Raw genomic sequence first — 13948 nt, 5'->3', positions numbered from 1 at the left:
GCCCACGAGGAGCGACCCCTTACTTAGTTAGTTTGATTCTTTGGGCGGGCCCCGACCGGACCCGCCCTTGAGCGGCGCTGATCAGCGAGTGATCCGCTTCAACTGCCACGCCACCTCACGGGAGATGGCGACCGGGTCGGCGTTGGTGTTGGCGTTGACCGTCACCGTGTTCTGCGTGACCGGCTCCGCACTACGGCCGCCCTTCTCCGCCAGCGAGTTGATCGCGGACGAGAGAGCCCCACCGCTGCGGTAGGAGCTGTAGAGGGCGTCTTCCGGCAGCGCGTCACGGAACTGGCCGGCATCGAAGGGAGCCGCGGCATACCCGAGCGGGATGTCCGTCCGGGGCTGGGCGGAAGCCTTCGCGTCAGCCGCAGCCTTGTGGATCTCCGTCACGGTCTTCGTGGTGTTCACCTTGACGTTGATCGTGTAGGTCTGCGAGGTCACCGAGTTCAGCGCGGCCTTCATCTGCGATGCGGCGTTGCGGACAGCGGTGACAGCGCCGTTGCAGGCGCCCTGGACCTTGTCCTTGTACGGAGGCCACTTCTCGCCCGCATCCTTCGGGACCGCGCCCAGTGCGCGGGTCGCTTCCTTGCTGTGCGAGTCGATCCGAGACTTGGCCGTCGAAAGCGTGCTCTCGATCTTCTTGGCCAGGTCGTTCCACGCCTGCGTCGAGGTCACGTTCATGTTCGACGTGCCGGTCTTGGCGTCGTTCACGATCTTGTCCCACGTCTGGCGAGAGGACTCGCTCATGCCGTCGTAGGCCGACTTCGAGGCGTCCTTCGCGCCGTCCATGTTGGACTTGATCCCGTCCTTGGCCTTGCTGGACTCCTGGACCTGCTTCGCGGCCTGAGCCTCGGCCTGAGCCTTGATCGCAGCCGAAGCAGCCTCGTTGCTCGCCTTCATCTTCTCGGCCATGGAGGCTGAAGAGTCGGCGGCCACGCGGTTGCTGTTCTCCCACGCGGTCTTCGCCAGCGACGCAGCAACGTCCACTCGCGCCTGGGCGTTCTCGGACGCGGTGCCGATGCCGTTGTTGACCTGCTCCGTGTACTGCTCGATGGACTGCCAGTCCGTGAGGACGCCGTCCTTCATCTGCCCGTGCTCGGTAGCGATCTGGCGGTACATGGCCGCGGCCTGTTCCTGGATCGCGTTGGCCGTCGTGGTCGTCTCCGACCGCATGGTGTCGAACATGGTCTGCGTCTGCGCTGAGACTTCCTCGTTGTCCGAGGTGAACTTGTCCTTCAGCCAACCCCAGGCAGAGCCAAGGGAGTCCATGGCGCCCGGCAGGTCGCCGGTCATGAACTGCGAGGCAGCAGCCATACCCGAGCCCAGTGGCGTCAGCAGGTCGACGAAGCGGGTCAGTCCGTCGATCAGACCGGGGCCGATGGCCTTGGCCAGTCCGGCGAAGGACTCTCCGAGGTTCACGAGGGCGTCGATCATCTCGGGCTTCACCAGCTCGGTCGCGAGGTCTCCGAACACCTCGACCATGCGCTTGATCGACTCGACCACGGACTGATCCGACAGGTTCGTCAGGATCTCCGCGATCACGTCGGCTATGGCGCCCATGATCTCCGGGCTCGCGTTGGCCCAGACGACCATGAACTGTTCGAGGGCGGGCATGACCTTGGACATGGCCTGACCGATGCCGTCGAGCACGGTCGGCAGCACCCGGGCGCCGGCCGCCATGAAGCGGGCCATGGGCTCGGCGCTGTCGGAGAAGGCTTGAGCGATGGCCTGGAAGGCACGACCGAAGTCGTCTCCGTGCCGCGTCGCCTCTTCGACCCAGCGACCCACACCCTGACCGAGCAGACGAAGGCCCTCCTGGACGTGCGTCATGAACTGGTCGAACTCGGTGGTGTCGAGCGCTCGGCCCATCCGGACGCCGAGTTCATCGAAGAAGGCGGCGATGCCGTCTGCGACCTTGCCCAGGGCTGACGCTCCGTTGGACATGTTGACCATGAAGCGGCCGAGGGCCATCACCACAAGATCGATTCCGCGACCCATCTCGCGGATCACGGAGCCGAACTTCTCGCCGTTGGAGGCGAGGAGCTGGATGAAGTTGCCGAAGGTCTTGCCCAGGTTGATGAAGGTGTCCTTCAGGGCCGCCGCGAAGGCGACCATCCCGGAGTCCTTCAGCGCGTTCGTGACGCGCGGTAGCACCTGGTCGATGAAGCCCGTCAGGGAGTCGACGAGGGGCTGAACGAACTTCGAGCCAGCGTCGAAGAACGCCTTCAGGTCGGGCGTGATCTTGACCAGCCACTTCGAGATCCCGCCGAACGCCTTGTCGAAGGCTTCGAACATGGACTTCGCGGCAGGCCGGACGGTCGTCTCAAGGACCGACTTCAGCTCCTTGAACTTGGCCTTCAGCTTGTCCGTGTTGAGGAGCATCAGGCCCAAGGCGCCGACCATGGGCAGCAGCGGAACAGCCGCCAGGGCGAGCGCAGCGACACCGGCCGCAGCCATCGCGACGGCCATCGCGCCGAGCAGGCCGACGATGCCGACAGCGGCACCGACGAGCGAGAGCAGGGCTGCCGTCAGGGCGGAGATGACGCCGATCAAGGCGCCGGCCGCGAACGAGACGAACCCGAGGGTCGCCGTCATCGTGACCAGCGAAATGATGAGCTGCGGGATGTTCGAGGCCATCTGGACCATCGCGCCGGCCATCTTGCTGGAGAAGGACAGCGTGGAGTCCGCGGCGCCCGCCAGGGAGCCGGAGACCTTCGAGGCCAGACTCGCGAACGCGCCCGAACCTTCAGCCGCAGCAGAGGCCGCGGAGGCGCCCACCTTCAGGAAACCACCAGCCAGACCAGCCGCGAGGCTGGCCACACCGGCAACACCGGCACCGATGGACTTGAAGGCGAGCGTGCCCGTACGCCACAAGGCGTTGATCGAGCGGGCCGCCGCGTAGATGAAGTTGTTTCGGATGTTGGTGGTGATGACCACCTCACGCCTGTGCGTCAGCCAGGCCAGACGAGCCGCCACAGCAGCCACACGGCCGTTGTCGAGGTCAGGGTTGATGTCGACCTCACGGCGACGCTCCAGGGCCTTCAGAGCGGCCCTCGCGCGGGCAGCGTCAAGGTTCGCCTGGATGTACACCTGACGGTGGCGGTTCTCGCCGCTCAGGGCCGCCAGGCGCATCCGCGCCTTCGCGTCGTCAAGGTCGGCTTGGAGCTTCACCCTGCGGTCTCGGACCAGGCGCTCCAACTCCAGCTCGGCCTTCACCGAGTCGACCTCGGCCCGGAGCTGGATCTCCTCGTTCTGCAACGCCCGGCGGATCTTCCGCTTCAGGGCGTCGTCGTCGATCCCGACATCGAGTTTGTTGTCCTTGATAACCGCGTCGATGGTCATCTTCCGGTCTCTCGACGCGGACGCCACCTTTGCCTTCGCGGCAGTGGTATCGGCGTCGACCTTGACCTTGATCTCGCGGTCTCGGGACAGGGCTTCGAGTTCCGCCTTCACCTTCGCGGTGTCGGCCTCGATTTCGAGCTTGAGTTTCTTCCCGTTGAACCACGCGATCAGCGCGGCTATCTCGCGCTTGAACTTCGAGGTATCCGGGACCACTCGAATATTGACCGAACCAACAGTCGTGCCGCCGGGTCCGTCAGCCATAGGGCCTCCCTAACTTACCTTGAACGGGGCTCCCTTCTCCTCGGTGGAAGAGGAACGAGCCAGAATTTCTGTGGGAATGGCAAACGTCCTCTGGCCGGTTTCGCCGTACAGTTCGCGGTCCTCGGAAGGCTCCGGAAGTTCTTCGTCGAGAGCGCTGGAGAACGGGTTGTACTTCGTCTCCGATTCCTTGGTGGAACCAGGGCGCCGATACGGATCGGGCTGACGCACACTGCGCGGGTTCTTCACCTTCGACCGCACGAACGAGGTGTGGATCATCTGAAGGGCGTCCAGCATCTCTGCAAGCAGGAAGGTGTTTCGGTCCCAGCCCGCGTCCTTCGTGCCTCCGTCGCAAAGTGCCCGGCTCTTGAACGCCGACTCAAGAGGCAAATGCTCAATGAGCGCGAGACAGTAGCGGGGAGGCAGCTCACCCGTGAACAGTCCATGGATATCGACTCCGTAGAACCGCATCAGGTCGGCTGCAATCTCCCCGCCGTACTCGTCAAGGGCACTGCGGAGGCTTAGGAGTTTCCCGCTTCGCCGTCTTCCATCCAGGCGCCGAATACCTTGTTCCTGGCGCCCATGGGCAGCTTCTCCAGGGCAACCTTCAGAGCGTCCTTCTTGTCGGCCGCAGCCACGAGGCACTTGTCCATCGCGTCGATCTTCCCGGCTTCGGACACCTTGTCGTCCTGGATGATGTCGATGTACTTGAGCACGTTCTTGAAGTCGGCACCCGGAAGATTCTCGAACTTCCGCAGCTTGATGGTCTCGCCCTTGATGCCCTTCAGCTCGACGGCCGGCGCCTTCTCCGCCTCGTCCAGCAGAGCCTTGAAGTCCAGAATTGCCATAAGAGTTCTCCCTCTCTAAAAATGGTCTGTGGGGCCTCCCTCTCTGTGTGGATGTCAAGTGGAACCCCCAGGGAGCGGAAAGGGAGGAACACTCCCTGGGGGTGGATTGGGGCGGAGCCTTACGCGGCGTCCGCGAGCAGGACCGGCGCGCTGGACGTGCCGTCGTCCTCGGCCTTGATGCGGGTCTTCGGGAAGACGCGGCCCAGGCCGTCCTTCGCGGAGCCGGTGACGACCTTGCTGTCCTCGTCCAGCTCCAGGTACGCGCGGCCCTTCACGATCGAGGCCCGCACGGGAACCTCGGTCAGGGCGGACGGGTCGAGCGTGATGGAGTCGGCGCCAATGATGCGGACCGAGGGGTAGTACCAGGCCACGACGTGCTTGCCGTCCGTGCCGATGATGTACAGGGCCTTGTCGGTCGTGGTCGGCGTGTTCGGGATGACGAACTGGCCGTTGTGCACCGCGGAGTCCGAGGCGCCGTAGTACAGCTTCAGGGTCTCGATCGAGATGTCCGCGAGGTTCATGGTCATCGAGTACGACTTCGGGGGCGAGGTCACCTCAAGCGCCGGCACCTGCCAGGTACCCAGGGTCTCGGGGTCGTCGCCCTCGACGGCCATCTCGATGCCGTTCTCCAGCGAGGTGTTGCCGATGGAGACCCACTTCGCGGTGGCGGACTTGTCACCCTCGTCCTTCCAGGTGAAGGAGATGTCCTTGCCGTCAGGCTCGAAGGGGAACGTCGGCGGCGCCGGGGTGTCGACCGGGGCCACGTACACGTAGCCGGTCTTCGGGGCGAGAGCGTAGTGCTTGGGCTTCAGGCTCTCGTCGGTGATGTCGGGCACCAGGGCCCTCCTTTCAGCCCGTGAGGGCATGACGAAGAGGCCGCCCACCAGCCAGTGGTGGACGACCTCTTGGTTAGTTAGTTTGGTGTTTTGGGAGCCCGCCCTCAGCGGTGGCTGTACACGATGTAGCTCGCCACGAACCGATGAACATCGGGGTGGTTGAGCTGCGTATCACCGGACGAGTACAGGGGCCCCGTCACCTCCTTGAAGTACGAGAGGCCCGGGTTCCCCGGCTCCAGCTCTGACCGGAAGCGATCCCGGCAGGCCGACGCCAGAGCGGCCCGAACCTGTCGGGCAAGGAGCGACGCGTCCCGCCTGGTCGACGCGAAGCAGTGGACCGTGAAGACTCCCGAATCAAGGTGGTTGGAGTTTCGAGCGGTTCCGCTGCTCTTGCGGATGACGACCAGGGGGAAGATGTCGAGCCAGTTGTTCGGCATGACGACGCGGACGGCGGCCTCGCGGCCGAACTCCTTCTTCAGGTAGATGTCCACGGCCTCCATGACGATGGCCTCCGAGTCGGGAAGCAGGTACGTCAGTGCAACCCCTCCTCGATGATGTGGATGCCGTCCACCCACTTGAGGGGCGGACCGTTCTTGGTCTTGCGAAGCCAGTGGCCGTAGTTGATCGAGATGATGTTGGGATCGGTGAAGACGATCGCGTAGCCCTTGTCGTGCTCGTCGATCGTGATGTGCTCGATGAGCCAACCCGTCTCGACGTGCCCGGCCGCCTTCGCCATGACCTTGGCTCTCTGCTTGCCGGCCGTCTCCTTGAGCGCGGCCTTCACGCCGGGCAGACCGGCGACGATCTCATTCGTCCGCGGGTGTACCCAGCCCATGACTCCCTCGTCTCTCGATCACGGCGCTGACGAACTGGGTTCGCCGGGAGCCTCGGTGCTTGCGGGGATACTCGCTGACGGTCCACTTCCGGCCCTCGAACTCGACCTCACCCCACCGGAAGGTGGGGAAGTCGCGAGCGAGGATCTTGTACCGGCCGGGCTCGGTCCAGCCCTGCGAGCTGTTGTCGTCGGCGTCGATCGGCTGGGCGAACACGCGAAGCACGTGGCGCTTCCCGCGAACCGGGATCGTGCCGCCGTAACCGTCGTCGCCCTCCGCCAGCTCGTGAACCACCAGCTCCAGGGGAGCGCGGTCGAAGATGCCCATGACGCCTCCTACGAGCTGTTCTCGGCGTCGATGACATCCTTGACGGTCTCGTCGTACGGGAAGGTACGACGGTTGTTGATCGAGACGGCGCGGACCACGTCCAGGGTGCGAACCCCGTACTTGTTGGCCAGCTTCTCGATCAGCATGATCTCTTGCTTGGACGGGGCAAAACCGTTGCTGCCCTGCTCGGCATACCTGTACTGGTACTCGCCAGCACCCTCGCTGACGAAGTTCTCGGGGTTGCGCATCCGCCTCTCCGTCATCGCCAGCGTCACAGCCTTCACGGCCGGGGGCGTTCGCACCTTCCGGTCGAACTCGTCGCAGCCCCACAAGGGGCTCCCGTACGCGCGGACGATGTCCGACGCGTCAGCGATGGCAGCCGCGGCCTGGCGCTTCTCCAGGTCATCAACGAAGGGTCGGCCCATGCGGGCCTCAAGCTCCTGCACCGTCCCCAGAGGCTCACACATGGATACCTCCTCGGTCAGGACGGAGGACCCCAGCCACTTACTTAGTTAGATAGGTAGTTTGGTTGGGGCCCCTCGTCGGGTGCTTACTTCGCCGGGCTGGAGCCAGCCTTCGGCTTGAAGGTGACCTTCTGCGCGCGGATCAGCTTCGGGGTCTCGACGACCTTGCCGTTCTTGTCGCGGGTGCGGTCGGTCACGAAGGTGACGCCCGCGTACGAGGACAGGAAGGAGCGCTCGCTCGCGGTCATCGAGTTGTAGTCGCGAATCCAGCGGATCGCGTAGCCACCGTCAGCGGCCGAGGAACCAGCCGCGACGCCACCGGCCGGGACGGCAGGGGCGCGAGTGACGAGCTGGATCGCGGTCGGGTGGTAGGCGTAGACCTCGAACTCACCGATGCGGTTGTCCTGGACGATCGTGAAGCCGTGCAGGCGGGTGATCGTGGCGTCACGCAGGGCGGAAGCCTCGCCGGCCGCCTGGACCTGGGACAGGTTCGGGTCCGCCAGGAGCAGACCGGCCGCCTGGGCGCCCATGACGAGGAAGCGGCCCGAGGTGGGGATGTTCCGCTGGGTGAGCTGGGTGGCGAGCTGGGCGATGGCGAAGCGGACAGCCTTGCCGGCCTCCTCGTGCTTGCTGAGGTCGATGTCGACGGTGGCCGAGTTCTCGTTCGTCCACAGGGTGGCGCCCGAAGCGTCGTTCTTGCCGGTGCTCAGCAGGTTGGCGATCATGAACTCCAGCTTGTTCACGATGGCCTCGGTCTGCGGCATCGCGACCTGGGACGCGAAGTTGGAGACCGAGAGGGACATCTCGGCGTCGGAGAGATCCACCGCAGAGTAGACGTGACGGTCCAGCTTGACGCCGATGACGGTCTCGTTCAGGGCCTCGGACTTGATCTGACGAGCGGTGTACTGGTCACCCGAGATGGTGCCGTTACCCGCGTCGAGGTCTTCGTCGAAGCCATTCAGCATCGCAGGGCGGCGCACGTTCACGACGTGACCCTTGGCGCCGTCGAAGTCGGCGGACGGGTGCTTCTGCACGGTGCCGGCCAGGACGACGGACTGCTCGATGTTGGCGAGCGCGACGGCGGAGAGCTTTTCCGCCTCGTAAATGTGGTTCTGCGTGTCAGCCATAGAGTGGCCTCCTCCTTGAATCGGGGCATGAAAAAAGCCCCCGGAAAGGGGGCTGGAGTGGTGACGGCGTGGGGTCAGGCGCTGTAGAGCTTCGAGCGCTCACGCGCCACGAACTTCTTCGCGTCGAACGCGACCTCGTTGGGGTCGAGCCCGCCCTTGCCGAGGCCGCCCGAAGGGGCGCCAACGAACGCGGAGAGCTTCTTCGCGTCCAGAGCCATGGCCTCGTAGTCGTCACCGGAAAGGCGGTCGATCAGGGCAGCAGGGATACCGAACTCGGTACCGACCTTCTGCCGGAGAAGCCGCTGCTCGACATCGGCCACACGGCCCGTCGCGGCAGCCAGCTCCTCCTTGAACCGGTCCGCAGAGTCAGCACGATCGGCGGTCTCCGAGTACTTCGCCTTCAGCGACTCGAACTCTGCCTTCAGCGCCTCGTACTGGCCCTTGAAGTCCTCGACCGGAGGAAGCTCCTCCTGAGTGGTGGACTCGGCAGGCTGCTGGCCCAGGTCCCGCATCATGGGGTCCTGGCGCTCGCCGGCCTTCTCCTGGGCCTCCTCGACCACGGTCTCAGTCGTGGTCTCCTCAACGGCCTCCGAGGCGTTCTCGGAAGTCGTGGAAGTCTCTTCGATAATCTCGTCAGCCATCAGTCAATCTCCCTTTGATGTTTAGCCATAAAGCGACGGAACTGCTGCTTGTTTCCGCCGCCGAAGTTCTTCCAAGCGGCCACGGCCGCCTTCACCTCGGGCGGGTACTCGTAGTCGTTGGAGAAGATGGGAACCGCCTCGCACTTACAGTTCGGATGGAATTGCCGAACGTCGGCGTCACCAGCGGTCCACTTGTTTCGGTAGCTCGCGCCTCGGGAGGCGAGCATGATGCAGAAGTAGCAAGCCCCCTCCTCGGGGACGCGCATGTAGCGCAAGGCGCCCGGGTCCTTGAGGACGCCCTCCGCAATGGCGTCGCGGCCTCCGCCCTCGGTCACCTTCTGGGCCTCGCCAGCAAGGCTGTCCGCGATCGACTCCATGAGGAGGTCGTCCAGCTCGTCGAGCGAATCGATGGTGAGGAAGTCCTTGTTGGCTTCCTTCTCGGCCTTCTTCAGCCGCTCGGTCGCCTTGAAGTGGAAGATCGTCGACATGTCCTTGTGGGACTCGCGGTCGTTGTCCTCGCTCCAGGGCGACGGGTCCAGACGGATCGGGTCACCGACCCCGGACACCTTCGGCATGTCGGCGGCGCCGTAGAGGTCGTTCCACAGGCCGTTCATCGTCGGGCGGATGCCGAGGCCGTCATCGACTGTGCGGCCGAGCCAGATGGCCCGCTCCAGCCGGTAGTACGCCTGGCCGGCCTTCTTCGACTTCTTGCGGAGGCCGTTGATCTCGTGGTGCCACTTGGCGACGAACCCCGCAGGGTTCTTGCGAAGAGCCTGCGGGGTCATCGAGGAGACGAGCCGGAGCGTGAGCCGGACGGCCTCAACGCCGAGGGAGTTCTGAGCCGACCGGAAGACCTTGCGGGCCTTGTCAGACTGCTGCTGCCTGCTGTCCATTCTTCACGGTCTCCTCGGGCTGGGGTTTGGCCTTGCCCGCGGACGGCGCGGGCTTCTCCTTCTGATCAGCGCCGCTCAACGCGGCCTTGTCCTTCGAGGCGGGCTTCTTCTCGGAGTCGTCGCTCTCTTCGGCCGGCGCCTGCTCCAGGCGCTCGCGCACGAGGTCAACGTCCTGCTGCGTGAAGCCCGGGATCTTCGTGAGGACCAGGTCCACCGGGACGCCCATCTGCGAGAGCTTGAGCCCGGCGTCAACGGCCTGGGCCAGCGAGCGGTTGCCCTTGTCGGCCCACTGCACTTCGGCATCCTCGATCTCGAAGCCGGTCTGATCACCGGACACCAGGGCACAGAGCCGGAGCACCAGCTCCCAGCTCTCACCGAAGGAGTGCCTGATCTCGTCGATCTTCCGGGTGAACGCCGACTCGGCCGCCGCCAAGGCGTCCGCGGAGAGGTTCGCCAGCTTGCCGGACAGCAGGTAATGAGGCGGGGTCTCCGTGACCGCGCACATGTGCCTTGTCAGCAGCTCGATAGCCTCCAGGAACTCCCCGGTGGGAGCGGAAGGGAGCTGGCCGAACTTGGTGTCGGGGTTCGGGCTGACGAGCATCGTGCTCGGGTCCAGGACCGGCGGGATGTACGTCGGCTGGCCGTCCTCGTCGAGGATCGGCATCCCGTTCTCGTCGACCCGCTCAACCGGCGAGAGGCCGGTGGCCGTGCGGATCGCGAAGCCGGTGTAGTGCTGCGCGATGAGCAGCGACAGCCACATCTGGTTCAGCTTGTCCTGGTACCGGATGATGCCCTCGACCATGCCCTGAGAGCGGCCGAGGAGATCCATCTTCGGTGTGAAGCGCACGACGGGGCAGACGCCGAGACCGTGAGGGCGCTTGCCCTCGATCTTGTACTCCTTGCCGATGGTCAGCTCGTAGACGAACTTGTCGTCGAAGAACCGGCCGCGGGTCGGCTCCTTGTCGGAGTACACGTTGTTCTCGATGAACAGGGCGTACAACGGGAAGGCATCGAAGATCGGGTCGTCATAGCCCGCGAACATCCGGATGGCCGGGTAGGTGCGGATCTCGGGCGTCTTCGGGTCGATGCCCGGCCGCTTCTTCGGATCGGCCGGCGTCACCGAAACGTACGCCTGGCCCGACTCGATCGCGGAGCGGTGAACGAGGGTCTGCCTCTGGTCCATGCGGTTCGACTGCCAGAACGTCCACTCCGGGGGATTGCCCGTCACGTCCGGGCGTCGGTAGCCCTCAACGGAGAGGGCGTTCGACGGCGCGTCCACCAAGAGGGGGATGATGTTGTGGATGCTGCGTCGAACGAGTTCCTTGAACTCCGGGTTTGAGCGCCGTGGGGTATACGGCGCGGCGTGCAGCCCGCGAACGTACTGATCGACCGTGTTTAGGCTCTTGTAGTCCTTCTCGATCATCTTGAGGGACTGCTTTATCCGCTCGTCGATATCAGTGATGTTGACGGGGAGGTTCGAGTCTTGCTCTTCAGCCACGTACTTCCTTCCAGGTGATCAAAAACCTCCAATCACCTGGTACTTAGGTACGGGCTTTGGGGTTGTGTTCTTTCCGGACTCGACCAGACGGCGCCTGGCGATATATGCGGCGAGGGTCGCCGCGTAGGCATCGACCTTGTATTGGGAATCCCGGCTCGCCTTGCCGAAGCCGATGCCGAACTTGTTGTGACGCTTCTTCGCGTTCTCGACGTGACGCTTCAAGCCGAAGTGCCCGTTGTGCTTCACGAGGCCCTGCTCGACCGCACCGACGAACGCCATATTGGCGTCGGTGATCTCACGCTGATTTCCGCGCATGTCGTACGCGACCGCGCTCTTGGCCGTCGAGCGAATGGCGAGCCGCGGGCCGTACTGCTCGGACCACTGATTGACCCAGGTTTCCCAGAAGGCGACATCGCTGAAGAACGCCTGCACCTTGTAGTTCTGGAAGCACCAATCGACCATTCCGGAGACCTGTTCCTTGTCCACCTTCCAGACCTGGGCTTCAGGTCCGTCAGGCTTCTCCCAGATGGCGATGGGCTGGATGAAGGAGTCCCGCACGCGGATGGCCACCAACGCTGTGCTGTCGTCCGCCTCGCCGCCATCGAGCCCCAAGGCGATCTGGTCGCCCCGGCGTAGCTCGCTCGCGACCTCGCAGCGGCCCCAGGCCACCGGGTCGATCAGGGAGTCCTCAGAGGCCGTCACGAGGTTGCAGTACTTCCGAAGGATCTCCTCGTACGTGATCACGCCCGAGTAGCACTGGTCGATGATCGCGTCGATGTCCGCCCAGTAGGCGTCCCCGTAGGCAGCGGCGATGGCGGCCCTGAGCTGCTGCTCGTCCTCGATGTCGAAGTCAGGGTTGGCGGTGCGGGCCTCGTAGTACAGGCCGGTGCGGCGTTGCTTGCCGTCCTGCTGTCGCTGCCACGCGACGTGGACGCGCTCCGCGACGCTGTCCTCTCCGACGATGTAGGCGTTGGTCGCCATGAGGATGCGCCCGCCGACCTTGGCGGCGTTGGCGGTGGCCGTGCCGAAGACGTTGTGGCCGCCGTTCGACTCGTTCCAGTGCCACGTCTCGTCGAAAAATAGGGCCGATGGCCGGCCGCCTTCCGCGGAGCGGTACGAGGCCGTCTTCGCCTCCAGGATTGCGAAGGTCCCGTCCGGGTGCCGCGCGTGGTAGCGCTCCTGGCCCGGGTCGATCCCGTACTTGGCGATGGCGTCCGGGTGGAAGAGCGAGTGGAGCGTGAGCATCACGTTCTTCGTCTGGTCGATGTTGACCGCGAAGAGCTGCACCCAGGGCTCGTCGGCGTGCTTGCCGACCGCCCGGCCCTTGTCGTCGAAGTGCGAGAACTTCGCCGGGCCCAGGAACTCCACAGCTGCGAGCGTCGCGAAGTACGGGCCCTTGCCGGTGCCCTTCGCCAACTGCAACGCGCCCTGTGTGTAGACGAACTTGCCGTGCTCGTCGATCTCGTACCAGCGCAGGATCGTCCGCACCTGCGAGGGGGTGTACTTCCAGTCCTCCCGGAAGTTCTCCCGGGCCCACCGGAGGATTCCCCACCCGAGCGTGCGATGCTCGCAGGCCCGGTTTCCGAACGTCTTGCAAGGACCGCACTGGGGAACGTAGTCGTCCTTGATTGTGAGGACGGCTTCCACGTTCCTCCTTCTACTTGATCTTGCAGCTCTCGAAATGGGGGTACCGGCGGCACACGGCCGCGTGCACCGTCTTGCGCTCCTCGGGGGTGCCGTGCTGCTTCACCCGCCCGAGGGCGACCATCGCGTGGGCCTCGTCGTGGATCGGGTAGCGCCGGCCGGAGAGAGCGAAGCTCGATTCCTTCAGGGCCTTCCGGCCCTTGGCGTTCAGCTCAGCCATGCCTCTCCCTCCTACGCGAAGATGGCTCGCACCATCAGCTCGGCCAGCTTCTTGGCGGCCTCGATGTTCTTGTCCAGGTCGATCGGGTCAGTCTCGTTTTCGCGCTGATCAGCGATCGGGAGAACGGACTCCGCGTACCACTTGTGGTAGCCCTCGTTATGGAGGTGGAGCTGCGTGCCGTAGTCGAGGACGACGGCCGTAGCCACGTGGATCTCGTTCTCCGGCTTGATGTACAGCTCCCACTTGCGCGCGAACACCGAGGTGTCCTGACGCCAGTCGAAGGTTCCGTCCCACGCCATGTGCACCTCCTAGATGGCTGCGGCGTACTCCTCCATCAGCGCGGTGATCTCCGCGTCGATGTTTCGAGATTCGATCTTGGTGAGTTCCATCTGAGCGATCCGCCGGCTGGCCTCCGTCGCGAGGAGCAGCGTGCAGCCCTTCAGGATCACGTCGAGCAGACGGCCGGACATCTTCAGGCCGGCACCGAGGTACCGGGTGATGACCTCCGCCATGAAGAAGGCGAACGCGATGTCGCTGGCCTGGTAGAAGGCCGCCTGGCCGGAGCGCTGAAGGCTCTCGTACCAAGCCGTCGCGAGGGGGTGCCAGTACTCCTCCGGCTCGTGCCAGCGGGCGCCCTCCTGGGGCTCCGTCTCGATGCGGAGCCGCCGCCTGGTGGCCTCCGTCGCAAGGAACTCCTCCAGGCCCTTGATGACCGAGCCGACCATGTCCAGGCTCACCCGGTCCTCGTAGCGGAGCAGTGAGGCACTGGCCGACTCGATGACGATCCGGAGGGTGGCCCAGTCCGAGGGCTCGAAGTACAGGCTCACGGGGGAGTCCGAGAACGAGCGGTAGAGGAGCTGGGCCGCGGGATGCCAGCTCGGGTCGAAGTTGTCCTCCCGGGCCGCGATGTTCCCGTACGTCTTGGGCGTGACCTTCAGGTCCACGTCCTTGTTCCGCCGGCGCCTCTCCTCGGCCCTCTTCGGGGCCGGACCGTTGAACCCCTGCCGGGCCATC

The 13948-nt window shown here is 64.8% G+C and carries 16 protein-coding genes; all 16 read right to left on the bottom strand.

Going from position 1 to position 13948, the window contains the following annotated elements; all coding sequences use genetic code 11:
* Positions 1-81: 81 nt before the first annotated feature.
* The 16 genes from ACFYVL_RS33505 to ACFYVL_RS33430 all read right to left on the bottom strand — a co-directional run bounded on the left by ACFYVL_RS33505 (position 82) and on the right by ACFYVL_RS33430 (position 13947).
* Positions 82-3606, bottom strand: a complete 3525-nt coding sequence (locus ACFYVL_RS33505; RefSeq protein ID WP_389251647.1) for a hypothetical protein — start codon at positions 3604-3606, stop codon at positions 82-84.
* Between the two features lie 9 nt (positions 3607-3615).
* On the bottom strand, positions 3616-4074 hold the full coding sequence (locus ACFYVL_RS33500) for a hypothetical protein (RefSeq protein ID WP_389251645.1): 459 nt from the start codon (positions 4072-4074) through the stop codon (positions 3616-3618).
* 50 nt (positions 4075-4124) lie between these two features.
* Positions 4125-4451, bottom strand: coding sequence for a hypothetical protein (locus ACFYVL_RS33495; RefSeq protein ID WP_387901060.1), 327 nt, complete (start codon positions 4449-4451; stop codon positions 4125-4127).
* A 119-nt stretch (positions 4452-4570) separates the two neighbouring features.
* Positions 4571-5287, bottom strand: a complete 717-nt coding sequence (locus ACFYVL_RS33490; RefSeq protein WP_389251643.1) for a hypothetical protein — start codon at positions 5285-5287, stop codon at positions 4571-4573.
* 104 nt (positions 5288-5391) lie between these two features.
* On the bottom strand, positions 5392-5778 hold the full coding sequence (locus tag ACFYVL_RS33485) for a hypothetical protein (RefSeq protein ID WP_389251641.1): 387 nt from the start codon (positions 5776-5778) through the stop codon (positions 5392-5394).
* 41 nt (positions 5779-5819) lie between these two features.
* On the bottom strand, positions 5820-6122 hold the full coding sequence (locus ACFYVL_RS33480; RefSeq protein WP_389251639.1) for a DUF5403 family protein: 303 nt from the start codon (positions 6120-6122) through the stop codon (positions 5820-5822).
* Positions 6094-6447 (bottom strand): hypothetical protein, encoded by a 354-nt coding sequence (locus tag ACFYVL_RS33475; protein ID WP_389251637.1) that lies wholly within the window; start codon positions 6445-6447, stop codon positions 6094-6096. The genes ACFYVL_RS33480 and ACFYVL_RS33475 overlap by 29 nt, the downstream gene beginning before the upstream one ends.
* An 8-nt stretch (positions 6448-6455) precedes the next feature.
* Entirely contained in the window at positions 6456-6914 is a 459-nt protein-coding gene (locus ACFYVL_RS33470; RefSeq protein WP_389251635.1) for a hypothetical protein, read from the bottom strand.
* Positions 6915-6997: 83 nt separating this feature from the next.
* Positions 6998-8038, bottom strand: a complete 1041-nt coding sequence (locus tag ACFYVL_RS33465) for a P22 phage major capsid protein family protein (RefSeq protein WP_389251633.1) — start codon at positions 8036-8038, stop codon at positions 6998-7000.
* Positions 8039-8112: 74 nt separating this feature from the next.
* Complete coding sequence (locus tag ACFYVL_RS33460) at positions 8113-8679, bottom strand: hypothetical protein (protein ID WP_389251631.1); 567 nt, start codon at positions 8677-8679, stop codon at positions 8113-8115.
* On the bottom strand, positions 8679-9572 hold the full coding sequence (locus ACFYVL_RS33455; RefSeq protein WP_389251629.1) for a hypothetical protein: 894 nt from the start codon (positions 9570-9572) through the stop codon (positions 8679-8681). The genes ACFYVL_RS33460 and ACFYVL_RS33455 overlap by 1 nt, the downstream gene beginning before the upstream one ends.
* The gene (locus tag ACFYVL_RS33450) at positions 9547-11070 is read right to left on the bottom strand and encodes a phage portal protein (protein ID WP_389251627.1); all 1524 of its coding nucleotides are present in this window, start codon (positions 11068-11070) and stop codon (positions 9547-9549) included. The genes ACFYVL_RS33455 and ACFYVL_RS33450 overlap by 26 nt, the downstream gene beginning before the upstream one ends.
* An 18-nt stretch (positions 11071-11088) precedes the next feature.
* Positions 11089-12717 (bottom strand): terminase TerL endonuclease subunit, encoded by a 1629-nt coding sequence (locus ACFYVL_RS33445; RefSeq protein ID WP_389251625.1) that lies wholly within the window; start codon positions 12715-12717, stop codon positions 11089-11091.
* Positions 12718-12727: 10 nt separating this feature from the next.
* On the bottom strand, positions 12728-12934 hold the full coding sequence (locus ACFYVL_RS33440) for a hypothetical protein (protein WP_389251623.1): 207 nt from the start codon (positions 12932-12934) through the stop codon (positions 12728-12730).
* 11 nt (positions 12935-12945) lie between these two features.
* Positions 12946-13233 (bottom strand): hypothetical protein, encoded by a 288-nt coding sequence (locus ACFYVL_RS33435; RefSeq protein WP_389251621.1) that lies wholly within the window; start codon positions 13231-13233, stop codon positions 12946-12948.
* A gap of 9 nt (positions 13234-13242) precedes the next feature.
* On the bottom strand, positions 13243-13947 hold the full coding sequence (locus tag ACFYVL_RS33430; protein ID WP_389251619.1) for a hypothetical protein: 705 nt from the start codon (positions 13945-13947) through the stop codon (positions 13243-13245).
* Position 13948 lies beyond the last annotated feature (1 nt).

Origin of the sequence: Streptomyces sp. NPDC004111, from assembly GCF_042874215.1 — a bacterium.
Classification (GTDB): Bacteria; Actinomycetota; Actinomycetes; order Streptomycetales; family Streptomycetaceae; genus Streptomyces.
Note: the sequence above shows the minus strand (reverse complement) of the source record. Positions and strands in the feature narration are given on the sequence as shown.

Bases quoted from the DNA above. Each gene is read 5' to 3' on its own strand.
- ACFYVL_RS33505 (WP_389251647.1), bottom strand. From the start codon at position 3,606: ATGGCTGACGGACCCGGCGGCACGACTGTTGGTTCGGTCAATATTCGA.
- ACFYVL_RS33500 (WP_389251645.1), bottom strand. From the start codon at position 4,074: ATGCGGTTCTACGGAGTCGATATCCATGGACTGTTCACGGGTGAGCTG.
- ACFYVL_RS33495 (WP_387901060.1), bottom strand. From the start codon at position 4,451: ATGGCAATTCTGGACTTCAAGGCTCTGCTGGACGAGGCGGAGAAGGCG.
- ACFYVL_RS33480 (WP_389251639.1), bottom strand. From the start codon at position 6,122: ATGGGCTGGGTACACCCGCGGACGAATGAGATCGTCGCCGGTCTGCCC.
- ACFYVL_RS33475 (WP_389251637.1), bottom strand. From the start codon at position 6,447: ATGGGCATCTTCGACCGCGCTCCCCTGGAGCTGGTGGTTCACGAGCTG.
- ACFYVL_RS33470 (WP_389251635.1), bottom strand. From the start codon at position 6,914: ATGTGTGAGCCTCTGGGGACGGTGCAGGAGCTTGAGGCCCGCATGGGC.
- ACFYVL_RS33465 (WP_389251633.1), bottom strand. From the start codon at position 8,038: ATGGCTGACACGCAGAACCACATTTACGAGGCGGAAAAGCTCTCCGCC.
- ACFYVL_RS33460 (WP_389251631.1), bottom strand. From the start codon at position 8,679: ATGGCTGACGAGATTATCGAAGAGACTTCCACGACTTCCGAGAACGCC.
- ACFYVL_RS33455 (WP_389251629.1), bottom strand. From the start codon at position 9,572: ATGGACAGCAGGCAGCAGCAGTCTGACAAGGCCCGCAAGGTCTTCCGG.
- ACFYVL_RS33440 (WP_389251623.1), bottom strand. From the start codon at position 12,934: ATGGCTGAGCTGAACGCCAAGGGCCGGAAGGCCCTGAAGGAATCGAGC.
- ACFYVL_RS33435 (WP_389251621.1), bottom strand. From the start codon at position 13,233: ATGGCGTGGGACGGAACCTTCGACTGGCGTCAGGACACCTCGGTGTTC.
- ACFYVL_RS33430 (WP_389251619.1), bottom strand. From the start codon at position 13,947: ATGGCCCGGCAGGGGTTCAACGGTCCGGCCCCGAAGAGGGCCGAGGAG.